This window comes from Geobacillus sp. DSP4a (genome assembly GCF_013096875.1).
In the GTDB taxonomy this organism is placed as follows: domain Bacteria; phylum Bacillota; class Bacilli; order Bacillales; family Anoxybacillaceae; genus Geobacillus; species Geobacillus thermophilus.
On record NZ_SDLD01000019.1, the window covers coordinates 19,423 to 43,510 of the forward strand.

A 24,088-nucleotide genomic window follows, 5' to 3' on the forward strand; every position below is an offset into this window, starting at 1 on the left:
ACACAACAACGGATGCATAGGGGGATGGAAACGATGATGAACTTCGACTTTACACCGGAACAAGAAATGCTCCGGCAAACGGTGCGCAAATTCGTCGACAAAGAGATCATGCCGTATATCAAAGAATGGGACGAACGCGGCGAATTTGACCGCAACATTTTCAAACGGCTCGCCGAGCTCAATTTAATGGGAGTGTGCATCCCGGAAGAATACGGCGGCATGGGCATGGACTACAACTCGCTCGCCATCGTCTGCGAAGAGCTTGAGCGCGGCGATACGGCGTTTCGCACCGCCGTGTCGGTCCACACCGGGCTTAATAGCCTCACTCTTTTGCAATGGGGAACTGAGGAACAAAAACAAAAATACCTTATCCCGCAAGCCCGCGGGGAAAAAATCGGCGCGTTCGGCCTCACTGAACCAAACGCCGGCTCGGACGTCGCTTCGATCCAGACGACCGCTGTCCGCGATGGCGATGACTATATTTTAAACGGACAAAAAACGTGGATTTCCCTCTCTGATATCGCTGACCACTTCCTTGTGTTCGCCTATACGGACAAATCGAAAAAACATCGCGGTATTTCCGCCTTTATCGTCGAACGGACGATGCCCGGCTTTTCGTCGCGCCCGATCAAAGGGAAGCTTGGCATTCGTTCCGGAAACACTGGCGAGCTGTTTTTCGACAACGTCCGCGTCCCGAAAGAAAACTTGCTCGGGGAAGAAGGCGAAGGATTCAAAATCGCCATGTCCGCGCTTGACAACGGCCGTTTCACCGTCGCCGCCGGCGCCGTCGGCCTCATTATGGCGTGCTTGGAAGCCAGCGTCAAATACTGCCATGAACGAAAAACGTTCGGCAAAGAAATCGGCCGCCATCAGCTCGTCCAGCAAATGATCGCCCGTATGGAAGCCGGCCTGCAAATCAGCCGCCTGCTCGTGTACAAAGTCGGCTTTTTGAAAAACGAAGGCCGCCGCTGCACGCGGGAAACATCGCTCGCCAAATGGATCGCCTGCGATTACGCCAACAAAGCGGCTGACGATGCGGTCCAAATCCACGGCGCCTACGGCTACTCGAACGAATATCCGGTCGAGCGCTACTTGCGCAATTCGAAAGCGCCGGTCATTTACGAAGGAACACGGGAAATTCATACGATCATGCAGGCCGAATATGTGCTCGGTTACCGCCAAGACAAACCGTTGCGCAAAACGCTGCCGGCATGGCGGCCAGCTGAAAACTGAATCACGAACGAAATCATGGGGGGCCAAACCGCTGACCCGCACCAAAACGCCGCTGCCCCCCATCAACCGATGAGGGGGCAGCGGCTTATGGCCCTTTCTCCTCCATTTTGCAATATTGTTTGTACAAATCTTTCAGCGCCGCGCACAGAGCAGAATGGGCTTTCCCTAAATACCCTTCGTCAAGCTCGGCGAGCAGACCGTCGATGCCATCGCGCAGCGAATGGCCGCGAAGCAGCCGGGCCACGTAATCGCGCCCATGTTCAGTAGCCAGTGTGCATGATGCCTCCACGATCACCCCGTACTTTTTATCAATTTCCGCCGTAATCGTCAGCGTATCGTAAAGGCTTTTGGCCGCCATTCCGGCCGGCAGCCGCGCATGGCCGGCGATAAACTGCGTTTTCATCCGCTTTCCCTCTTTCCTCGTCTTTCTTGTTGCTGTTATACCAACTATTATCTTGTTTCGCGGCGTACATCCATTTTCCCTGCCTCGTTTGGCAGGCAGCAAAAAAAGCCGCCCGCCAAGCAAACTCGGCAAGCGGCAAATCGTTGCTTTTTAGCGCTTCTGCCTTGATGCAAGACGGCCTGCCTCCCAGTTCACCCACGCCCCGCTGTCTGGGTCAATCGAGGCGAGACGGAGCCAACCGTTTTGCACTTTGCGACGAAACTCTTCATTTCTGTCGAGCAGCTGCTCGATATAATAGGACGGCGCTTCGATGATGACAAGCAACCGAAGCGGAGCATGAAACAGTTCGCGATCGGACGCGGCGACCGACTGCCATGGCAAGCCGGCTAACAAGTCGCTCCCGTTCCCTTGCATGACGCCGATGCCGCCGGTCACCGTCTGGGTCGTTTTATCGCCGCTCCCGTAGTAGTGCGGTGCGACTGTTGAAGCGTAATATTGCAAGTTAATCCATTGTCCGACGGTCGCCGGCCCGGCGATAATGCCGGCGAGCGCCTCACCGGTCGGATCTTCGCGCCAATCGTAGCTATGCAAAAACACCCGGCCGTTTAAGTCCTTTCCTTTTGTCAACTTGCGGCGGCCGATCAAGAACGCAGCGTTCCGGGCCAATCCCCATTCTGGACGGATCTCGCTCCAATCAACGGCGCGCCGTTGCGCTTCCGCCACCGGATCGCGCGGCGTCTGTCCGACATGGGGGAGCTTTGCCATCCGCTCAGCGTTCGCACGGCGGCTCGCTTCGCCAAGCGCCTGCTTCAGCTGTCGAAACGCCGCCTCAGCCGCTGCGGGCAACGGCGGCACATCAAGCCAGCGGACTTCATCGACGGTCGTAATATGTTCCGCAGCGACAAACACCGTTTCATCCGGAATGTTGATCCCTTCAGCCGCCAGTCCAGCGCGCACTTCCGGCAAGTTGGCCAACGCGGCGAATACGCGGGCGTTGAACGCCCCGGCCGCACCGCCGCACGCCCCGCAATCGAGCGCCGAAGCGTACGGGTTGTTGGCCGTCTCGCTTTCATGGCCGCAAACAACCACAAGCGGAGCGAACGAAGACGTCAAGCCAATGTTGACGAGCAGCTGCTTCACGTATTGCACTTGTTCCTCGGTTGTAAAGCCGATCGGCAGTCCAGACGATTCATCCTTTCCATGGCGGTGGAGCGACAAGTCCGTCTTCGGCTTATGTTCGGCTGCCGCTTCCGCCTGGCGGACGACCCGGCCAGCCCAAGCCGGCGCGGCGCTGCGGGCGAAGGTATGAAGGCCGAGCCATGGTCCGCTCATTTCCGGAAGCAATAAGCCGGCCAACATATGCTGTTTGATCTTTTTAAACGTCTGGCCGACAAAGCGGAATGCATCGCGCCGGCGACGGTACGGACGCGCCGCTTCCAAAGCGGCGGTTTCGTTGATTTCATGCTGCGGCGCGACGATCGCCGGGCATGACGGGTGAGCGTCATCGCTGTCAAGTGCGCGCGTTTGAATCGGCAAGCCGAAAAAGCCGGCGCAGCCATACGTTTCAAACGGTCCGGCCGCTTCCAAATGGCGGCGGAACGGCTCGGAACGGACGTCGATGCAAAACAATAGCTGCGCTGCCGCCTTCTTCGTCTCATCCATCGGCTGATGCGCCAATACCGCTTCTTTCAATTTCGCTTCATACGTATCTTCCCACGCTTCAAGCCAAAGATGACACCGGTCAATTCGCCAAAACCGATCGATAAACGCCAACCGGGCGCGCTGCTCTTTGCCGGACAGGTTCCGCCAGTCTTCCAGCGTCATCCCTCCCCAATGCAGCCAAGCGGCCAACAGTGAAAGAGCAGCGCCGATGTCCGCATGATCCTCCCGTTCAAGCGGCAAATATGGCGCCACAAGCGTCCATTCAAGCGACAGACGGACCGCCAAATAGTCAATCAATCCCCGCAATTCGTCGCCCGTCCGGCGCGACTGCCATACAACCATGCCAGCCCAGCCGGGCAACGCCAACAAATGCGCCTCCAAGTAAGCGGCGGTCTCTTCCTCCTGTACGCCAAGCTTCATCAACGCTTGACGCAGCGCCTCTTCCCCGTCGTGCGGCCAATCGGCAAGCCGCTTCCGTTCCTCTTTCGAGAGCGCCGGGTCGGCGGCGATGAGCCGGCGCCATGCTCCGTAAAACCCCAGCTCACGATGTGGAAGCGCCCATGGCGCCGTGTTCGAACCATAAAACAGTTTGCACCATTTGACGGTTTGTTGGTCAAGGCGTTGGCTTACGCCGTGCAACGCGGCGCCCGCCGTCCGAACAGCCGCCGGACGCCATGCCGCCGCATGCGCCAGCTCCGCCAGTTCCGGCAGACGAAGCGCCTCGTTGGGCACCGTCTCATTCCAAAGGAGGGCGCGGCACATTCGCTCTGCTTCTTGGCGCCGCACCGGGAGCGGCTTGTTGTCAAGCCAACGCTGCAGCCGCCGCTCGACGAATACAAGGTCAATCTCCCCTTTTGCCATCGCCGCATGGAAAACCGCCATCGGCGGATACAAATCAATTCCATGCGCCTGCTGCAGGCGGTCGGCTGCGTCGGCAAACGTCTGCTCTTCAAGCCCCATCCACGGATGGCGGGCGATAAAGGCGGAAATCGGCCAAAGCGGCGCAACCGCCTTTGTCGCTTCGCTGACAAGCATAGCAAGCGGGCGGGCTTCTGCGCCGGTGGGCTTCGATTCCCCCGTTAGCCGTTCAAGCGGCATTGCACTTTTACTCATGAGCCATTCCCTCCTTCAGATAGGATGCCAAATAACGGGGATGCGCCTCCATAGCCGCTGGGCGCGGCTCCCCGAGATGAACGAGATGCATATACACCCGAACGGCAAGCGCCGATGTGCGCCGGTTTGCCAGCCAGGCAGCGGTCAATGCCGCCATCGCAAACAAGACGCCTACTGTCCATTCAAACGCGGCAGGCGGCACAAAAACCGTCGCTTCCCCCTGGCCGAGCAGCGTCAAAAACTGATGGCGCACCGTTTCCGAACCAAACGCCAACACAGCCACCGCCGCCAGGCCCATCCAGCGGCCTTCGCGGAAATCGGCCAGCCGTCCCCAAGCGACCGCCGCCGAGGCCCCAAGCAAAAGCGCGCTCAGCAGGCGGGCCTGTTCATTCGGGGAAGCGAACCAAAAAGACACCCCAAGCAGCACGCCAAGGAGAAGACCTCCCTGCCATGACCCGCTTCCTCGTTGGAATCCCGGCCGGCCGATCCTCGGAACAACCGAACCGGACTGCAGAAAAAGCGTCGCTTTAAACAGCCCGTGCAGCACCAAATGCACGACCGCCGCCCCGTAGGCGCCGAGGGCGCATTGCACAAGCATAACTCCCATTTGCGCCATCGTGGACGCGACCAGCTGGCGTTTATAGTCCGCCTGCACCAAACTAATGCCCATACCAATCAAAATCGAGCAAAAGGAGATCACAAACAATGCGATATGCGCCCCCGTCCCGCTAAAGAGCGGGGAAAAGCGCCAAAGCAACAGCCCGCCGGCATTGACGAGCCCCGCATGCATCACCGCCGACACCGGCGTCGGCGTCACCGCCGATTCCATCAGCCAACGATGGAACGGCCATTGTCCAGCTGGGATAATGGCGGCCAAAATAAGCAGTCCGTTCATCACCGCCTTCTCCCAGGCGTCTAGGCGGGCAAGGAGCTCCGCCGACAGCGCAGAAGCAAGCTGCCATTCGCCGGCCGCCGTTCCGAGCCAGACGGCAGCGATGACGACGGCCAGCCAACTCAGGCTGAACACGACCGCCATTTGCCGGGCGACAAACTGCGCCGGCCTCCATTCTTTTTTCAATGCCGTTAACGCCACAAGGCCCATCAATGGAAGCCCCCAGCAGACGGCAACGAGGCGCATGTCGCCGCTTGCCCATGTCAGAGAAGCGGCCGACACCGTCCACGTCAACAAGGAAAAATAGCGCCGGTAAGCGCGGTCGCCATGCAAATAGCGAACGGCAAACCGTTGAATCGCCCAACTGAGAAGTGAAATATAGACGGCCACCAACCAACTGACCGCATCAAACCGCCACGGCCCGGCCTCTGCGTTGCCGGCGCCGATCCATCCGGCGGCAGCCGCCGCTCCCGGAAGAAGCAACAGCCAGACGTGCACATGCACATACCGCTCCGGCATGCGCGGATGCAGCCATGCGGCTGCGCTGATGAAAACGATGGCCACTGCGGCGAGCCATCCCCATATGAACCATTGTGCTGCCATCACATTCTCCTCCCCTCGTCCTTTGTCTTCGTTCGGGAGAAAAAAGAAAAAACCGGCTATGTCAATCAGGCAACGCGACCAAAAAGGCCGCACCATTGCCTATAGATTGCCCATAGCCGGTTTACCTTCAACCAATCGTGAGGCGATTGTTTGAAGATCTCCCGTTCCTTATCGTAGTGAGGCAGGCATCCGTCGGTTTCCCTTCAACGAACCTAAACGACGTTTATGTAGGTTTTTTGAAGGACTCCCGACCTTATCGTTTCCATTTGATTCTATATTCACTATACAAAAGTTGTTTTAATTATACAACAACTTTGTCAACATTTCATCCATGAATTTATTTTGCAAGCTGCTTTTCTAAATCGTTGAACAGCTTAAAGACGATCACCCGCTCGCCCGTTCGGGTGCTTAAATCCGTATGGAAGCTCTTCACCTTCTCGCCGGTGATTTCAAAAATCATTTCTTTCAAGTCATCGACTCCAGACTCCACTAAACTCGTCCGCGACCGCTTCACCGATAACATTCCTTCTTTTGATTCGCAAAGCGCGTACTCGGCGGGCGTCAAAATGCCGTGCAAGGAAACGATGATCATGTCGCGCAAAATATCGGTTTTCACCGATACCGAACCGCGGCCAAGAAAATCTTTTTCCCATTTTGTCAATGCTTTGCTGATTTCCGATTCAATCGAACCTTTTGATTTGCCCATGCCTCGATCCCCCTTCAGCCAAACCGCGGCCTCCCCGCCGCCAGCCGTTTCATTGAACTGATAAACATAATTATAACGATAATCGAAAGGGGACGCTAGACAAAATCAACGGAAACGAAAAGCGAAATCAGGTTCAATCCGCTTCCGCCCGCAATGGTTCAGCGTTGGCGGCAACGGAGCGTCCGCAGCCGATTGAGCGCCGCCGCCAGCTCGAATCGGCGCGGGCGGGCAAGTTCACCCGGATGCCCTTTTCGGAACGAAACGGAGCCCAAGCCTTGGCGATCCCATTGTTCTTCGATCGCATCGAGCAGTTGGCGGACGGTTTTCTTTCCGTCGAACCATCCTTTTCGTTCCATATACAGCAGCGCCGCGACAATCGCCCGCGTTTGGCTGTCATCGACCAGCTGCTCAAGCGCATAAAGCAATAGATCGGTTTGCCCGTACTGAATGACGTGCCGTCCGCGCGCGACCGCTTTTTCTTTTTTTCCTTTTTGGCTGTTTAAACTCCCAGGCAGCGGAATGCGCTCATGAATGCAGCCGAACGACTCGCCGCCTTCCGCTTTCCGTCCCGACGGCATCTGCAAGGCGATTTGTTTTGCCTCTGCCGTCACATCAAACGGGACGTACTGCTCCATTTTGATCACGCAATCCGCGATATCCAAGTAATCCCCCAATCCGCCGACGACAAGAACGGTCGAAATGCCGTAATCGCGAAATAGTTGACGCGCCTTGTCGATATACGGCGTGATAGGTTCGGCATCTTTCGCCACGAGCGCCTGCATGCGTCCATCTCGGATGAGCAAATTCGTCGCGCTCGTATCTTCATCAATCAAAAACGCCGATGCCCCCGCTTCAATCATTTCGATCATGCTCGCGGCCTGTGAGGTGCTGCCGCTCGCGTTTTCCGTCGAAAACTGTTTCGTCTCTTTTCCATACGGCAGCGTGCCAATGAGCGGGGAAATGTCAACACTGGCGACGCTCCGGCCGTCTTCGGCGCGAATTTTCACCGCCCCGCTGTCTGTGATGACAAACTCCCGCCCGTCGCCGGCGACATGATCATACACGCCGTGCTCCAGCGCCTGCAGCAGCGTCGATTTGCCGTGGTAGCCGCCGCCGACAATCAGCGTAATCCCTTTGCGGATGCCCATGCCTTTGATCGGTTCAGCGCGATGCGGAACGGGGATCGCGATCTCCAGCTCCGGCGGGCTTTGAAACGGCACCGCTCCACGTTGCAGCGGCTTGTCGCTCACTCCGCTCTCCCGCGGCAAAACCGCACCGTTCGCGACAAACGCCACCAATCCGTGTTCACGCAAATAGCGGCGAATGGCGTGCTGCTGATCGGCAAGCTCGACTGCCGCACGAATATCCTCCTCCCGAAGGCCGTACACCGCCCGCTCGATGACGGATGGAATTTGCTCGAAAAAGATGGCCTCGGCTTCTTTCGCCAAAATGCGCCGCCCGTTCGCCGGCAACCCGACCGACAAACAGACAGTGACCGTCTCGTCCGTCACTTGCACTGCTGTCCGCTCGAGCACCTTCTGCTCTGGGGCATCGATCAAGACGAGCCCGCTTTTTCCCGATCCGCGCGCCCGCAGCGGCCATTGCCGCAATTCACGATGGACGCGGCGCGCCAGCACATCTTCACAGCGGATGCGGCGCGGTTTCGTATTCATCCACTCCGCTGCCAACGCCGTTTTCGCCCGCGGTATGATCACGCGGACCTTGGACGGCTCAGCGAACGGATCGCCTTGCACGTGGTCAATCGCGAGCGTAAACAGTGGAAACGAATACGTCCCTTCGATCGTTTTATACGCTTTATATCCCTTTTGATCAATGGATCGCAGCCGTTGTCTGAGCGTTTCCATGAAACCAGCTCCTTTTCCTCTTCATTCGTTTCCTCAACATACCCGAGTATGGCAAGACAACCTATATTGCCATTTTGAACTGTTCACTCATTGCATTGCAACAACGATCCAATCTCCGTTTCCGACACAGGTTGCCTCCAAAAATACCCTTGCCCTCCGTTGCACCCCATTTCCTTTAATATTTGAATTTGCTTCTCATTTTCAATTCCTTCTGCAACGACATCGATCGACAATTGATGAGCCATCGTGATCACAGCAGCCACAATGGCTTGGTCATCAGCGGATTGCGGTAAGTTTTTGATAAACGAACGATCGATTTTTAAACGGTCCACTTTTAACTTCTTTATATATCCTAATGAACTATATCCTACGCCAAAATCATCAATCGCCAGTTTAACGCCTGCCTCTTTTAACTGGCTTATGTTTTCGTACACGACCGCACTATCTTGCATCATAATATGTTCAGTCACTTCAAATTCCCATCGACATGGATCATCTCCATTGCTTTCAATAATGGAAAGGAGCCGTTTAGCCATGCCTGGTATTTGGAAATGGGAAGCAGACAGGTTGATGGATAAATCCGCTTCGACCCCCCCTCTTTGTTTCCACATTTTCCTGTGCCGGCATGCCGTAGACAGCACCCACTCATCGAGTTTTGGCATCAATCCTATTTTTTCAGCTAAAGGAATAAACTGATCCGGGCGGATCCATCCAAGCTCTGAATTATACCAACGAATCAGCGCTTCTAGGCGAATCAGTTCCCCAGTGAACAAATCGTACTGCGGCTGATAATACAGAATAAATTCATCTCTTTCGATAGCACGATGCAAATGGCTTTCTAATATCGTTTCCCTAATTAAGCGCTGATTGATCGTTCGATGATAAAATTGATAAAATTTTCCTTCCTCTTTCGCATGATACAGGGCCATGTCCGCATTGCCGAGCAACGTGTTTAAATCTTCTCCATCAAAAGGAAAAACGCTGATTCCGATATTGGCGGAGAGAATAAACTCTCTTCCTTCAATCTCCAATGGTCGGGCCAACATTTGTTGGATTGTCCGCACATACGCAAGGATAGACTGATAATTCACCCGCGGCGCCACAGCGACAAACTCATCACCGCCCACGCGAGTCAAAAACAGCTTTTGATCTAATACTGTTTGAAAACGATCAGCCATTTGTTTCAACACTTCGTCTCCCACCGAATGCCCCAATGAATCATTAATGTTTTTAAACCGCGCTAAATCAATAAAATAAACGGCCAGCAGTCGTTCCTCCTCTTTCGTCTCTTTCAGCAATTTAGAAAACTGCTCTCTTAAAAAACGGCGATTGGGAAGGCCCGTCAAATCATCATGGTTGGCCATATATTTGATTTGCTCTTCATACTGTTTCAAACGGGTAATATCCGTTCGAATCGACACGTATTGATACGGCTTTCCTCGTTCATCCAAAAAGGGGACAATGGTAGACTGAACCCAGTAGTAACTCCCGTCTTTCGCTTTATTTTTGATCTCTCCCCTCCATATCTTCCCTGTCCCGATGGTTTTCCACATATGTTTAAAAAATTCTCGGCTATGGTATCCCGAATTGACAATGCGATGGGTGTTTCCAATCAGTTCCTCACGGCTATATTGTGAGATGCGGCAGAAAGCCTCATTCACATATGTAATTTTTCCCGTCTGGTCGGTAATCACAACAATCGTCGATTCATCCAACGCTTTTTGAATTGACTCTAATTTTCTTAATGTATGTTGCAGTTTGGATTCTAGATCTTTCAACTCTTCCGGAAGAGAAGGCATACCATTCACCTCATTGTACTTTGAATTCTTATGCTCCAAATTTTAATGATAACGTATGACCATTTCAATGGCATAGCGCTGAAATACGTCATCGTCCTAAATTGTGTTGAATGAAACGCTTCTGTTTGAAAACATTGCTTTCCAATCGCTGACGCGATGCCGCACAGAAAGGATTCGATTGTGCACTGGGGAATAGGCAACATCATCAAAGGCAGACATCCATCGAGTAGGAGAGGGCGGCTAACCATAGCCATCAAGTTAAGAATTTGATCTTTTTTCAGCGCCAAAAACATGGTATCCTTTCTAACGAAAATCAGCGTTGGAAAGGATTATTTTTTTGGGGATATGGTAGTGTGGGTTATGGATATAAATGCCAAACAACCCTCTTCTTGAGGGTTATTTGGCATGCCCAGCATTTGGTTTTCTCTTCATCCTTTGATTGATTTTTCGAACATGCGTATCATCCTAAAAAATTTTATACCGCTAACTTGACGGGTATGGCCGTAAAGCCCTCCTTCATCACGTCCCGCAAAACGTCCGATACGGGCGGTCGGACGGCGGCGGCAGTTCCGCGTATTTCTCTTGCTCCCGCGAGTAGGCGTACGGGTCGGAAAGAGCTTGAAGGAGACGATTCATCACGCTGTAATCGCCGTCATCGACCGCGGCGGCCAACGCCTCTTCAACCCGATGGTTGCGCGGAATGACAGCCGGATTATGGCGGCGCATCCGCTCATACGCTTCTTCCCTTGACGCCGATTCTTGGCTGAGCCTTGTTTGCCAGCGCTCATGCCACTCGCGGAACTCCGAAGCGTCAAAGAGCGCCATTCCCGTATACTCACCTAACGTCAACGCCCGGAACGTGTTCGTATAATCAGCGCGGTATTGTTCCATCAGCCGCAATAAATCCGCAATCAGCTCCTGATCCCCTTCCTGCTCCTCGGCAAGGCCGAGCTTCGCCCGCATTCCGGAAAGCCAATGGCGATGGTACTGCTTCGGATACTCATCAAGCGCCTCTTGAGCAAGCGCAATCGCTTTGTCTTCATCGGCATCGAACAGCGGCAACAAGCTTTCCGCAAACCTTACCAAATTCCAGCCCCCGATATACGGCTGGTTTCCGTATGCATACCGTCCTTGCGTATCAATCGAGCTGAACACCGTCGCGGGGTCATACGTATCCATGAATGCACACGGCCCGTAGTCGATCGTTTCCCCGCTGATCGTCATATTGTCGGTGTTCATCACCCCGTGGACGAAACCAACGAGCTGCCATTTCGCGATCAATGCCGCTTGCCGTTCGATCACTTGTTCAAGCAAAAACAAATAGCGGTTCTCAGCTTCCTCAAAACCGGGTAAATGGCGCCAGAGCGCGTAGTCAGCCAACGCGCGCAGCTCTTCTTTCGTCCCCCATTGCGCCGCGTATTGGAACGTCCCGACGCGCAAATGACTTGAGGCGACGCGGGCCAACACCGCCCCAGGCAATTCCGTCTCCCTCACAATCGTCTCTCCCGTTGTGACGACCGCCAGACTTCGCGTCGTCGGGATGCCAAGCGCGTGCATCGCCTCGCTCACGATGTACTCCCGCAGCATCGGCCCAAGCGCCGCCCGTCCGTCGCCGCCGCGCGAATACGGCGTCCGTCCCGAACCTTTCAGCTGAATGTCCACCCGCTCCCCGCTTGGCGTGATGTGCTCGCCAAGCAGCACCGCCCGTCCATCGCCAAGCATCGTAAAGTACCCGAACTGATGCCCCGCATACGCCTGCGCCAGCGGCTCCGCCCCGTTCGGAATTTGGTTTCCGGCGAACACCGCCACTCCCTCTTCGCTTCGCAACGCTTCCTCATTCAACCCAAGCTCCGCGGCCAGCGGACGATTCAACACCGCGAGCTTCGGCGCGCGCACCGGCGTGGGGAGAACACGGCTGAAAAAGCGCTCCGGCAGCCTTGCATAACTGTTGTCGAACTTCCATCCTGCGTCCAACATCGTCATCTCCTTTGCGGCCAACGCCTGTTCTTTTACGTTTTATTGTACAGCAAGACAGCCGGCATCATAAATCGAAAACGTGCTGTCTTCAACCAAAACCGCTTGCCTTCCTTCGACGAAAACCACCATCTTTTCTCTTTCCTTCCCGTTCCGTTTCTCCTATAATGGCCCTAAGGAGGTGAAACAAATGGAAGAGAACACGATCATTCAAGCCGTGCTCCACGCGCTCGAACAGCATTCTGACAAAATCGGCTCGAAAATGCAGGAAATGGAGCAACGACTGCATCATGAAATGCAAACGATGGAACAGCGACTTCACCATGAAATGCAAACAATGGAGCAACGACTCCGCGGCGAGATGCAGGAAATGGGACAACAGCTGCGCAATGAGATGCAAGAAATGGGGCAACAACTCCGCAGCGAGATGCAAGAAATGGGGCAGCAGCTGCGGTCGGAAATCCACGCTGTTGAAACTCGGCTTGAGGCCAAAATCGACGCCCTTCGCGAAGAAATGCATCAGATAAACCAACAACTGAATGAGCGAATCGACCGCTTAGAAGAAGAACTGACAGACACACAAACCTCGGTCGAAGTGTTGACAACGAAAGTGCTCCATCACGACCGAAAACTTCGCCAATTGGCCAAGCAAGCGTAACTCCTCTTTCGCCGATCAACCCAAATGTCCCGATCCACCGCAAACGAAAACCGCTCCCGTTTTATCATTCTTCTTGGCCTTCGCTTTACGCCGAGCAAACGGAGCGGTTTTCACGTTCACAGAGCAGCTATTCCTGATCCAAAAATGAATCGCGTTCGACCTCGCACATTCTCCATGCACCGCGCTTGCGCCGCCACCTCCGCCTGCTTGCTTCGTTTTTCCGCCATCTGTTCGGCTTCGCGATGTTCGCGGGCAAATTGCTCTTTCAGCGCATACTGGCGCTCAAGCAGCTGCCGCACCCGCTCGACTTCTTGTTCACATTGGCGCAAATAGTGATTGAGAAGCGCAATCGGATTTTTCTTTTCTTTTTCGTCAAGCCATTCATGAAGATCGGCTTCAATGATCGTTTTCAAGCGAGAGAATACACTCACCGTTGATCCGCTCCCTTTCCATCATTTATTAATAATGCTTCTGCAGCTCCGCCCATTGTTTTTCAAAGTTGACAAACGGGTCGTCTGCTTCTGGAACGATGCGCTCATCTTTCACTCCGTTCCATTTCCGATACACAACATACAGCACATACGCCGCGACAAGCGCGATAAGCGCCGGCACATTCCAAGCGCTGGCCACCAACGCCGCACAGCCAATGAGCGCCCACACCACCTTCCCGAATGTCGACGGGGCTTTCAACCATTTCTTGAACGCATAGTACAGCACCGCCAGCGTGATTGCCAGCCCGACAAGCGGGCCGAGATGAAACAGCAAAACAAGCAGCGCCACCGCGCCGGCAACGAACAGTCCAATCTTTTTTGCCATCCTTTCGCCTCCCTTCGCTTTCTATCGTACCGCACATTCCCTTCCTTCCATCATGTTCCGAAGATATATTTTGGCTACAACTCGAGGCGTATTTTTTGTTTGATAAGGTTGTAAAAACATTCATGAGCAAGCCTTCCCCACTCCGACACGAAAATGATGGATCAAGGCGACGCATGTTCACAGAAAGATCCATGGGCTCCGTTTTGCCCTCGACCCGGGCATGAAAATCACCACTCACCAACGTAGAATTGTCATGGAAAGTTGGTAACATTGATAAAAAAACTGACAATCATCAGGAAAATGACTGTCAGTTTGACCAAATCATTTATTCATTCGGAATACAAAATAAAAATGTCCATCATCTCTTGTCGTCGGACTGCTAATCGGATTGTCAGTTTCCGGAATGGCGTCATCTAGCGCCGGATCAATCCCACGAATGGCGCGGTCGACCATGGATTTAAACACTTCGTAAAACGGCGTTATAACCGCTAGTCTACTGTTCAGATCTCCGCTCTTGATAAGGCAGGGTGTCCCAAAAAGAAACATCTTTTTCATGAATCGAGCCGTCAGCGATTGCCCTAACTGCCGCATCCAAAGCGACAACCGTTTGTCGAATTAAATAACCGTTGCTTTTTTGTCCAATAACATAGCTACCAATGTAATGGTCTGACATCCCACGCATCTCAAATAGCAATGTCGAAATTCCATATTCAACTGCAATGCCATTTCGGCCAATGGCCTCTGATGAGCCGCCAACATATTTTCCAAGATGCCCCCATCCTGTCGGCTCGATGGCATCAAAAATTACAGCCCCTAATTGTTTGGAACGGTAAACAACTTCTTCATCTGCATTAGGAGAAGTTGGATAAAGAATAGAGCCGGATACTAACTTGCCGTCCCGTTCACTGTTTGCCCCTTGATGGTGCAAGTCGATCATATAATCGATGTGATATTTGCGGAGCACGTTGTTATGTAGCGCCTTTGTCTCCGGATATTGTTTATTTACATGATCGCGATTCAAATCAGCGCCAACGGCATTATACCTCGTCAAATGGCGGTCTCCGCTTGCGATATAATCATCGAGCGGAAAATCAACATCCCCCATCGCCCCGTCCGGGTTTAGCATCGGCACGATTAGTACATTGACATGGTTCAAGACGTCTTTCATTTTCCTTGTCCCAAGATGTTTAATAAACTCCAGAGCTCCTTCTGTCGTCAATTGCTCATTGCCATGCTGTTGAGTCAAAAATAAAATGGTCGGATGATCCGGGTTTTTGATGTACTTGACGAGATATAGGTCTCTTCCTTTGATGGATTGCCCAATCACTTCTAATTCCATCTGTTCTTGTTTAGCGTCCTGCTCCTTTAAGAAGGCAACCATCTCTTCATAAGTGTGGAGTATAGCGGTTCTAACCGTTTCATGCCCTCCATAATTCGGCCCATTGCCGACCGCCTCTACAAACGGCAACTGGATAGCGGCACTGCTCGCCAGAAGGCCCCCAGCAACGGTCAACATGAGTAATTTTTTCTTTATTGCTCACCCTCCTTATCATTTACTCATTTTATTCTAAATTTTTTTCATTTTCCTTTCGTCTATGGATAAAACAGGAATTTATAACTAATATCAACAAAAAAGATAGGATAAACGAGCTATCCTCCTTGGATCAGTATGAAGACTCGGAAGAATCCAGCCATACAAAGAGCCTATTCCCTTTATCTAGAAGTGAGCTCTCCTATATGTTAAGCACGCCGTCGGATTCAACCTTTCTTTCCCTTTCACCTACAATATGCGGCAAACCTCCGCCTTTCCCACCAGCAAACAGAAAAAACGCCTTTCCTTGACAGGAAAAGGCGCTTTGCTACGTGCGTTTTTTACAATAAGCCATCAGTTTCAATCGGTTCAAAAAATATATGACTTTCTTGTCTGCTGTGAATCATTCCTAAGGAGCGGAACAAGTTTACTTCATGTTTACATTTCCAACACCAGCTTCGCCACCGCCTCAACGTGCGCCGTGTGCGGAAACATGTCGACCGGCTGGATGTAGTCGACGCGGTATTGTGCCGCCAAGGCGTCGAGGTCGCGGGCGAGGCTCGATGGGTTGCACGAGACGTAGACGACCGTTTTCGGGCGGACGCGGAGGATCGTTTCAAGCAGCGCCCGGCCGCAGCCGACGCGGGGCGGGTCGACGATGATGACGTCCGGCTTCCAGCCTTCGTTCACCCATTTGGGCAGCCAATATTCGGCTTTGCCGACGACATAGTGCGTGTTCGTAAAGCCATGTTTGTCCGCGTTTTTCTTGGCGTCTTCAATCGCTTCGGGGATCGTGTCCATGCCGCGCACTTCTTTCGCATCGCGGGCGAGCCACAGCCCGATCGTGCCGACGCCGCAATAGGCATCAACGATCCTCTCTGTTCCGGTGAGAGCGGATGCCTTTTTCACTTCATCGTACAATTTCACCGTTTGGATGGGATTAAGCTGGAAAAAGGCGCGCGCGGAGAGCTCAAATGACAAATCGCCGAGCGTTTCTTGAATGTATTCATCTCCTGCTAGCACTTCTGTCTCGTCGCCGAAAATGAGCGAGGTTTTTTCGCCGTTGATGTTTTGCACGATTGATTTCACTTCCGGAAGGCGGCGGCGAATTTCGTCAATGAGCAACTGTTGGCGCGGGATGTCTTTTGTCGCCGTCACCAGCACAAGCTGGATGTCGCCCGTATGGAAGCCGACGCGGACGACGATCGTCCGCACGACGCCCGTTCTCGTCCGCTCGTTGTAAATCGGGATGCGCAAGTCTTGCAAAATCGTCTTCACGATGTTCGTCACGCGCGTCGTTTGCGGATGCTGGATGCGGCATTCCGATAGGTCGACGAGCCGGTGGGAGTTGAGGCCGTACAGCCCGGCGAGCACCTTCCCTTTTTTCACCCCGACTTGAAATTGGCTTTTGTTTCGGTATTGCCACGGGTCATCCATGCCGATCGTCGGGCGGATGTCGAGCTTGTCGACATCGAGGCGGCGGGCGTGGCGGCGCAATGCTTGGATGACAATGTCGCGTTTGGCTTCAAGCTGCGCTTCGTACGATAGGTGCTGGAGCTGGCAGCCGCCGCACTGATCATAGAGCGGGCATGGCGGCGCCACCCGGCTGGGTGAACGCTTGCGGATTCGTTTGATTTTCGCCTCGGCGTAGGTTGGGTGAATGTTCGTCGCTTCGACGACGACTTCTTCCCCCGGCAACGCGCCGGGGACGAAGACGACTTGTTTTTGGAAATAGCCGACCCCTTCGCCGTTAATGCCGATCCGTTGAATCGTCACGGGAAATTGGTCGCCTTTTTTGATTTTGATGTTCGTTTGTTGCTTTGCCATATCGGTCCCTCTCATTCAATGCTTCGCCATAAATAAAGCGCCGCATAGCTGGCGTACGGCTTCCACCGCTCGCCGAGCGCCGCCATCTCTTTTGCGGTCGGCCGCTTTTGGAGCCCGAATTGTTTTTCAACCGCCCGCTGCAAGCCGATATCCGCCGGCGGAAACACGTTTGGGCGGCCGAGGCCAAAGAGAAGGAAGTTTTGCACCGTCCACGGGCCGATGCCGCGCACGGCCGTCAGCCGCTCCATCACCTCGCCGTCTTCCATCTGCTTAAGTTCATCAAGCCGCAGCTTTCCGTCAGCGATGAGACGCGACACATCGACGATATATTCCGCTTTCCGCCCGCTCAGCTGTAAGGCGCGCAAGTCATCATACGAACGGGCGGCGATATCTTCTGGGCGCGGGTAAAACCAAACGCCGTCCCGTTCCTCACCGAACGTTTTGACAAACCGTTCTGTAAGTCGATAGCCCACTTTGAGATGAAGTTGCTGGTGGATCAAACATTTCATTAGGCAAAAATACAAGTCAAAATCGAGCACAAGCGGCATTCCTTCATACTCGGCAAACAGCGGCGCCAGGTCAGTGCGGCGGAAATGCTCGTAAATGGGCCCGAGCGGCGTCCGCCATTGAAATAAATGAGAGACGCGCTCGATGATGTCTTCCTGCCGCTTGGGATGCGGCGCCGAGACGACAAAGCGAGGATCGTCTTTTGTGCCGATGCTTTCAATCACGACCGGCACCTTTAAACCATCGAGATGAAGCGGCACGGTGATGCGCCGCCGCTCTAAATCGACCGCCAGGAGCGGATCCAATGCAAGCCGTTCAAGCGCGTGGGCGAAATCATACGGCGCCGGCACAGTGATCGTTCGTTTCCACATCGTTCTCACCTTTCTCATTTGTCCGTGCCCCTATTATAACGAAAAACGCCCCGTCGAACCAACTTGTTGGCAGGACGAGGCAGCGGCATATGGTTCGGTTGACAGAACGAGGCGGGTTTTCGAATGGTCCAACACACAACGTTTCGTACCGCTTTTGTGCTCAAGTGATGAAAGCGGCTTATGGGCGAAACAGCCACGGATGGAGTCCCATCTTTTTCGCCATCAATTCATCTAAGCTGGCAAACGTATACCCTTGTTTGCGCAAGTCGTCGATCACCTTCGGCAGCGCGTCGGCGTTGTCTTTCGATACGGAGTGCAGCAACAAAATCGCGCCTGGGTGAATTTGTTTCATGATTTGGTCATAGGCATATTGCCAGCCGCGCTGGCGGTCGGTTTGCCAGTCGACGAACGCCAGCGACCAAAAGACGTGGTAATAGCCGAGCTCGCGGGCGAGAGATAACGTCCGTTCGCTGAAAATGCCGCGCGGCGGGCGAAGGTACATCATCCCTTTTTGTCCGGTCAACTCTTCTGTCTTTTCCTTGACTTTTTCCAACTCTTCGCGCACCCGCTCATCGCTGGCGGTCGTTAAATCGGGATGGTGCCACGAATGGTTGCCGATGATATGTCCTTCGGCAGCCATTCGTTTCACTAAATCAGGCGCGGTTTGCAAATAATGGCCGGTGACAAAAAAGGCGGCCGGCACATGTTTTTCTTTCAAGATGTCCAAAATTTGCGCCGTATAGCCGTTTTCATAGCCGTTGTCAAACGTCAAGTAAATCGTTTTTTCACTCGTATCGCCTAAATAAAACGCGTCATATTTGGCAAGCAGCTCATCGAGCTCTTTTCCCGCCGACGGGGGCTCGTGGTTTTCGCTCCGCTTGAATCCCCAATGGATCGCTTGATTGCTTGCGGCAAACGCAGAAGCGGGAAAAAGCGCAATCGCTAAAACGAGAGAAATAAGCCATCTCATGCCTGGTTCCTCCTTGGCCGCCGTCTTTTCCTCTTTTTTATTGTTTTCGCCCTCAGCTGCTTTACGCACGCCATTTTTTGCAAAAAAAGACCCCAAAAGCGGATGCTTTTGGGGAGTCACGCTGCCAATCGTTTCTTCACGTTTATTTGAACACCGGTTCTTTGAATTGGGCCAGTTTTTCCAACGATGATTTTTCTACATCTTCATGCAAGCTGTTGCCGTGCGAGTCCATCGTAACGACGGCGGTGAAGTTTTCGACGCGCAAATGCCACATCGCTTCGGGGATGCCAAACTCCAACAAATCAACGCCTTCCACGGATTTGATGCAATCGGCATAATATTGCGCGGCGCCGCCGATGGCGTTTAAGTACACGCCGCCGTGCTCTTTGAGCGCTTGCAATGTTTTCGCACCCATGCCGCCTTTGCCGATGACAGCGCGGACGCCGAATTTTTTCATAATGTCGCCTTGATACGGCTCTTCGCGGATGCTGGTCGTCGGGCCGGCGGCTTTGGCGTGCCAGCGGCCGTCTTCGTCTTTTAGCATGACCGGGCCGCAATGGTAAATGATTTGCCCGTTCAAATCGACGGGGGCATCGTGATCCATCAAATATTTATGAATGGCGTCGCGGCCGGTGTAAATGACGCCGCTGATGCGGACGACGTCGCCGACGCGGAGCTTCCGCACTTGTTCTTCCGACAGCGGCGGAACGAGATCGATGACGCGCGCCTCTCCTTGTTCAAGCGCCGCGGCCGCTTCCGCTTTTTCCAACTCTTTTGCAAAATCGACGTCTTCGCCGTCTTGGTACAGCCATTCGATGATCTCACCGGTTTCCGGATCGATTTTCACGCCCATGCGCCGGAACGCCCAGCAGTTGTAGGCGACGGAGACGAAGAAGCTCGCCGGGATGCGATGCATGACGCCGATTTTACAGCCAAGCAGCGTCGATTCGCCGCCAAAGCCCATCGTGCCGATGCCGAGCTTGTTGGCGTTTTCCATAATGTATTCTTCCAGCTGGCGCAATTCTTCAATCGGGTTGACGTCATCAACCGGACGGAACAGCTGTTCTTTGGCGAGCTCATAGCCGGATGAGCGGTCGCCGCCGATGCCGACGCCGATGAAGCCGGCGCTGCACCCTTGCCCTTGCGCCTGATACACCGCATGCAAAATGCATTTGCGGATGCCGTCCAAATCGCGGCCGGCGCGGCCGAGCCCTTCGAGTTCACACGGCAGGCTGTATTGGATGTTTTTGTTTTCACAGCCGCCGCCTTTTAAAATAAGGCGAACGTCAATGTAATCGTTTTCCCACTGTTCAAATTTAATGACCGGCACGCCTTCCCCTAAGTTATCGCCGCTGTTTTTGCCGGTGAGCGAATCGACCGAGTTCGGGCGCAGTTTGCCATTTTTCGTCGCTTCGACAATGGCAGCCCGGATCGCTTTTTTCATTTCGATTTGGTTGACGCCGACCGGCACTTTGATTTTAAACGTCGGCAAGCCCGTATCTTGGCAAATCGGCGATACGTTTTCGTCCGCCATTTGAATGTTGCCAACGATTGTATCCAATGCCATCGCCGCCCGCGTGCCGGCGTTTTCGCGCGCTTTCGCCCGAGCGATCGCTCGACGGACGTCCTTCGGCAGCTTCGTCGACGTCTCGACGATCAAGTCGTACATGCTTTGCTGGAACTTTTCCATTTGTCTAAACGCCCCTTCCCCTGTTCATCGTGCATAGGCAGTTGTCCTTATCTTTTTCTATTATACTCCGTTTCTCGCTGTTGTGTAAAAAATCTTTCTTTTCCATCTCATGATGGCTCCTTTCTCATCATACGAATGGGGTAGAGGCAAAACAGCTAAAACGATTGACAAGGGCTGCTAAGGCGGCTAATAATGAACGATGGAACTTTTTTATAGAGAGAGGAGAAAGCGATGCGTTCATCCGCCATGCCGGCCATTACGCCGGCGTACGATCCGTGGGAGGCGTACGTTGATCTAGAAGAGTATGGAAAGTTGGAACTGACGAACGTCGAGTTTACGACAACGACGCTTTGCAATATGCGCTGTGAACATTGCGCCGTCGGCTATACGTTGACAGCGAAAGATCCCGAGGCGCTGCCGCTTGAGTTGTTGCTCCGCCGGCTTGAAGAAATTCCGCATTTACGCTCATTAAGCATCACCGGCGGCGAGCCGATGCTGTCATTAAAATCGGTTGAACAATACGTCGTTCCGCTTCTCCGCTATGCACATGAGCGCGGGGTGCGAACGCAACTGAATTCGAATTTGACGCTTGACTTGTCCCGCTACGAAAAAGTGATTCCGTATTTGGATGTGCTCCATATCTCCCACAACTGGGGGACAATCGACGATTTCATCGACGGTGGATTCGCTATGATGGAGCGGAAACCGACGCGCGCCCAACGCGAGAAATACTTCCAGCGCATGCTTGACAATGCAAAAGCGCTGGCCAATGCCGGCGTGATGGTATCGGCGGAAACGATGTTAAACAAACGGACCGTCCGCCATTTGGAAACGATCCATCGCCAAGTCGTTGAGGAAATGGGCTGCCGGCGCCATGAAATTCACCCGATGTACCCAAGCGATTTTGCCAGCGCCTTAGAGACGCTAAGTCTCGATGAGCTGCGCGCGGCGATCCACCATTTGCTTGACATTCGCGATGAAAACGTCTGGATGTTGTTTGGCACGCTGCCATTTTACCCGTGCAGCGACAATGAAGACGATCTTCGCCTATTAAAGCGGCTGTATGAAAGCAAAAACGTCACCGTCCGCAACGACCCTGACGGCCGTTCGCGGCTTAATGTCAACATTTTCACCGGCGATGTCATCGTCACCGATTTCGGCGATGAACCGCCGCTTGGCAACATCGTCCGCGATTCATTGCCGGATGTGTATAACCGATGGCGGCGCTCGAAAATCGCCAATGAACTTCTTTGCCACTGCCCGGCCGCGCGCTGCTTAGGGCCCAATGTGCTCGTCAAGCAGACGTATTACCGCGGCGTCGATTTTACAAAACGGGCGGCGCGCATCGCCCGATAAACAGCAACGCCGCAGAGGCAAGCGCATCATCGGCCATGCGCATAAAAAAGAGGAGGCCCAAAACGCGCCTGCTTTTTGGGCCCGACTCTTTTATCGCGGCTGCTCGCTGACGACATAGGACATATACAGCCGGTCTTGCACCGGAATCCATGCCCCGACCCCTCTTGTCGTCACGTTTTTGACGACGATTTTCTTTTTGTTTCCTTTCAAGACGATATACACTTCCCCGTACGTCACTTTCCCTTTTTCATTCACAGCCGGAGCATACGCATACAAATAGCCCATTTTTTTCGCCGGCACGTTGTACGGCTGATCCTTTTTCGTGCCAAGACCGACAACGGTGCTGAAAGCGAGCGGTAAATTTGTTTTTTCCATGGCCTTGTTCAACATCATCCGTTTGACGGCGTCTTCATTCGGCACTTTCACCGTCAAGCCGCCACGGACGTATTTTTGCATTTCCTGTTTGTAATACAGTTTTTGTGCTGTGTCGCCGCCGCGGTTGTCGAGAAAATTCGTATTGACCTTTTGATACTCCCAATTTGTTGATGTTTCGAGCGATTGGTAGTTGAGCGGCCATTGGCCTAAATAAATCGTCGCCCGGTAGCCGATGGCCCACGGCGCGTTCGTTGCCGAAGATTCATTAAAGAGATGAACCAATTCAGGATTCTCAATGTTCACATTGGCCGATTTCAGCAGCTGTTTCGTAAACGAGCTTGGCTCTAGATGCGGCAAGTCTTGCGTTGGATTCGGGTATGTGTTCTCTTTCGAGATATCGATCACCGCACCGGGCGCCGGCTTTCCGGAAGCCGCCAATGCCGGGAACGCTGCCGCATACAGAAGCAGTGCGCTCGCAAACAGCGAAACCGCCCATTTTTTCATCGCATTCGCTCCTTTCTATCTCATATTCACTGTTATTTTCCGTCAAAACGCACCGTTTATCCGTGACAGTGAAAATTTCTTCCGTCCCGGCGCCGCACCTCTGTCAAAAAACCCGAGCGCCAACCGCCCGGGTGAATCCGTCAAAGCAAATAAAAACCAATGCCCATAATGATATAGGCCGCCAGCAGCGTCGCCCCTTCAAACCAGTTCGTATCGCCGTCGTTGGACAATACGATCATCAAGAGCACCGAAGCGGCCATCGCGACGAGTTCGGGAAGTGAAAAGACAAGCGGCATTTTTTCCGGAAACAAAAGCGAAACGAGCACAAGCACCGGCGCGACGAACATGGCGATTTGCAAGGTCGAGCCGACGGCGATCTCGACGGCGACGTTCATTTTATTTTTGTATGCCATCATGACAGCCGAAGCATGCTCCGCCGCATTGCCGACGATGGCGACGATGATGATCCCGATAAACAGCTCGCTCCAGCCAAACGACTCCGCCACGGTTTCGAACGTATGGACGAGCCGCTCTGACAAGTAGGCAACCGCGAGCGTAGCCAGTGCCAAAATGGCGGTCGCTTTTCCTTTTCCCCATTCCGGCTCCTCATGTTCTTCCGCTTCGTCCGATTTATGCTGGTATACGCCGCGGTGGGTGACAAGCCGGAAGTAAAGGGCAGCGATGTAAAGCAAAATCATAATAATCGAAATGCCGACGCTCAACGCAAGCCGTTCGCCGCCGTCCATTTGCATTGTAAACACTTCCGGAATGACAAACGCGACGAAAATGGCAAACGTCAGCAGCCCGGCGTTATGGCGGGCGTCATAAATATTGAATTCTTGCCGTTTATATTTCAAACCGCCGACAAAAAACGATAACCCGGCAACCAACAGCAAATTTCCCAGCACCGAGCCGGTCAAGGAGGCGAGCACGACATCCACGAGTCCGGCTTGCAAGGCAAAAATCGAGATGATCAACTCGACCGCATTGCCAAAGGTGGCGTTTAACAGACCGCCGATGCGCGGTCCGGCGACGATGGCCAAACTCTCTGTCGCCCGCCCCATATAGCTGGCGAGCGCAATGATCGTCAAACAATACAGCCCAAACATCAAGACGGTCGGCCAGTGAAGAAAGCCGCCGATTACTGACACCGGCACGCCGATCCATGCCATCCAGGCAAACAACCTGTTCATTTGTGTTTCTTCCACATTTCTCGTCAAAATTTTTTCGTTG

The 24,088-nt window shown here is 53.5% G+C and carries 18 protein-coding genes and 1 pseudogene; 3 read left to right on the plus strand and 16 right to left on the minus strand.

The features are described 5' to 3' along the window. Window positions 1–33 precede the first annotated feature (33 nt). A complete protein-coding gene (locus tag ETC02_RS08400) occupies window positions 34–1,233 on the plus strand; it encodes an acyl-CoA dehydrogenase family protein (protein WP_033009908.1) in 1,200 nt (399 codons plus the stop codon). A gap of 85 nt (window positions 1,234–1,318) precedes the next feature. Here ETC02_RS08400 and ETC02_RS08405 read toward each other — a convergent pair whose 3' ends face one another. The 7 genes from ETC02_RS08405 to ETC02_RS08435 form a co-directional block, all read right to left on the minus strand. Then, window positions 1,319–1,636, minus strand: coding sequence for a DUF3870 domain-containing protein (locus tag ETC02_RS08405; RefSeq protein WP_050368223.1), 318 nt, complete (start codon window positions 1,634–1,636; stop codon window positions 1,319–1,321). 150 nt (window positions 1,637–1,786) lie between these two features. Next, window positions 1,787–4,411 (minus strand): DUF2309 domain-containing protein, encoded by a 2,625-nt coding sequence (locus tag ETC02_RS08410; protein ID WP_050368222.1) that lies wholly within the window; start codon window positions 4,409–4,411, stop codon window positions 1,787–1,789. Beyond that, the gene (locus tag ETC02_RS08415) at window positions 4,404–5,906 is read right to left on the minus strand and encodes an NADH dehydrogenase subunit 5 (RefSeq protein WP_050368759.1); all 1,503 of its coding nucleotides are present in this window, start codon (window positions 5,904–5,906) and stop codon (window positions 4,404–4,406) included. Before ETC02_RS08415 ends, ETC02_RS08410 begins: the two co-directional genes overlap by 8 nt. Window positions 5,907–6,243: 337 nt before the next feature. Further along, the gene (locus ETC02_RS08420) at window positions 6,244–6,612 is read right to left on the minus strand and encodes a Na-translocating system protein MpsC family protein (RefSeq protein WP_044742064.1); all 369 of its coding nucleotides are present in this window, start codon (window positions 6,610–6,612) and stop codon (window positions 6,244–6,246) included. Window positions 6,613–6,770: 158 nt separating this feature from the next. Beyond that, entirely contained in the window at window positions 6,771–8,477 is a 1,707-nt protein-coding gene (locus ETC02_RS08425; protein ID WP_171698208.1) for an ABC-ATPase domain-containing protein, read from the minus strand. A gap of 83 nt (window positions 8,478–8,560) precedes the next feature. Continuing rightward, window positions 8,561–10,276, minus strand: a complete 1,716-nt coding sequence (locus ETC02_RS08430) for a putative bifunctional diguanylate cyclase/phosphodiesterase (RefSeq protein WP_063211288.1) — start codon at window positions 10,274–10,276, stop codon at window positions 8,561–8,563. 519 nt (window positions 10,277–10,795) lie between these two features. Beyond that, on the minus strand, window positions 10,796–12,253 hold the full coding sequence (locus ETC02_RS08435; protein WP_050368218.1) for a protein adenylyltransferase SelO: 1,458 nt from the start codon (window positions 12,251–12,253) through the stop codon (window positions 10,796–10,798). 187 nt (window positions 12,254–12,440) lie between these two features. On the opposite strand from ETC02_RS08435, the gene ETC02_RS08440 reads away from it, so the two are divergent. Next, complete coding sequence (locus ETC02_RS08440) at window positions 12,441–12,908, plus strand: hypothetical protein (RefSeq protein ID WP_050368217.1); 468 nt, start codon at window positions 12,441–12,443, stop codon at window positions 12,906–12,908. A 170-nt stretch (window positions 12,909–13,078) separates the two neighbouring features. On the opposite strand, the pseudogene ETC02_RS08445 reads toward ETC02_RS08440, so the two are convergent. From ETC02_RS08445 to ETC02_RS08475, 7 genes and pseudogenes are all read right to left on the minus strand, one after another. Then, window positions 13,079–13,339: pseudogene (locus ETC02_RS08445) on the minus strand (PspA/IM30 family protein); the annotation flags it as partial. Window positions 13,340–13,367: 28 nt separating this feature from the next. Then, on the minus strand, window positions 13,368–13,724 hold the full coding sequence (locus tag ETC02_RS08450) for a lmo0954 family membrane protein (RefSeq protein WP_171698209.1): 357 nt from the start codon (window positions 13,722–13,724) through the stop codon (window positions 13,368–13,370). Between the two features lie 493 nt (window positions 13,725–14,217). Then, complete coding sequence (locus ETC02_RS08455) at window positions 14,218–15,258, minus strand: M14 family zinc carboxypeptidase (RefSeq protein WP_371810162.1); 1,041 nt, start codon at window positions 15,256–15,258, stop codon at window positions 14,218–14,220. 435 nt (window positions 15,259–15,693) lie between these two features. Beyond that, window positions 15,694–17,097, minus strand: a complete 1,404-nt coding sequence (rlmD, locus tag ETC02_RS08460) for a 23S rRNA (uracil(1939)-C(5))-methyltransferase RlmD (protein ID WP_171698211.1) — start codon at window positions 17,095–17,097, stop codon at window positions 15,694–15,696. Further along, complete coding sequence (locus ETC02_RS08465; RefSeq protein WP_171698214.1) at window positions 17,094–17,960, minus strand: DNA-3-methyladenine glycosylase family protein; 867 nt, start codon at window positions 17,958–17,960, stop codon at window positions 17,094–17,096. The genes rlmD and ETC02_RS08465 overlap by 4 nt, the downstream gene beginning before the upstream one ends. Window positions 17,961–18,138: 178 nt before the next feature. Then, a complete protein-coding gene (pdaA, locus tag ETC02_RS08470) occupies window positions 18,139–18,930 on the minus strand; it encodes a delta-lactam-biosynthetic de-N-acetylase (RefSeq protein ID WP_050368757.1) in 792 nt (263 codons plus the stop codon). A gap of 142 nt (window positions 18,931–19,072) precedes the next feature. Then, entirely contained in the window at window positions 19,073–20,620 is a 1,548-nt protein-coding gene (locus ETC02_RS08475; RefSeq protein WP_050368203.1) for a fumarate hydratase, read from the minus strand. 231 nt (window positions 20,621–20,851) lie between these two features. On the opposite strand from ETC02_RS08475, the gene yfkAB reads away from it, so the two are divergent. Further along, the gene (gene yfkAB, locus ETC02_RS08480) at window positions 20,852–21,976 is read left to right on the plus strand and encodes a radical SAM/CxCxxxxC motif protein YfkAB (RefSeq protein ID WP_033008306.1); all 1,125 of its coding nucleotides are present in this window, start codon (window positions 20,852–20,854) and stop codon (window positions 21,974–21,976) included. Between the two features lie 90 nt (window positions 21,977–22,066). Here yfkAB and ETC02_RS08485 read toward each other — a convergent pair whose 3' ends face one another. Together ETC02_RS08485 and cax are read right to left on the minus strand one after the other, a co-directional pair. Further along, on the minus strand, window positions 22,067–22,855 hold the full coding sequence (locus ETC02_RS08485; protein WP_047817777.1) for a YfkD famly protein: 789 nt from the start codon (window positions 22,853–22,855) through the stop codon (window positions 22,067–22,069). 140 nt (window positions 22,856–22,995) lie between these two features. Further along, window positions 22,996–24,048, minus strand: coding sequence for a calcium/proton exchanger (gene cax / locus ETC02_RS08490; RefSeq protein WP_033013951.1), 1,053 nt, complete (start codon window positions 24,046–24,048; stop codon window positions 22,996–22,998). Between the last annotated feature and the right edge of the window lie 40 nt (window positions 24,049–24,088).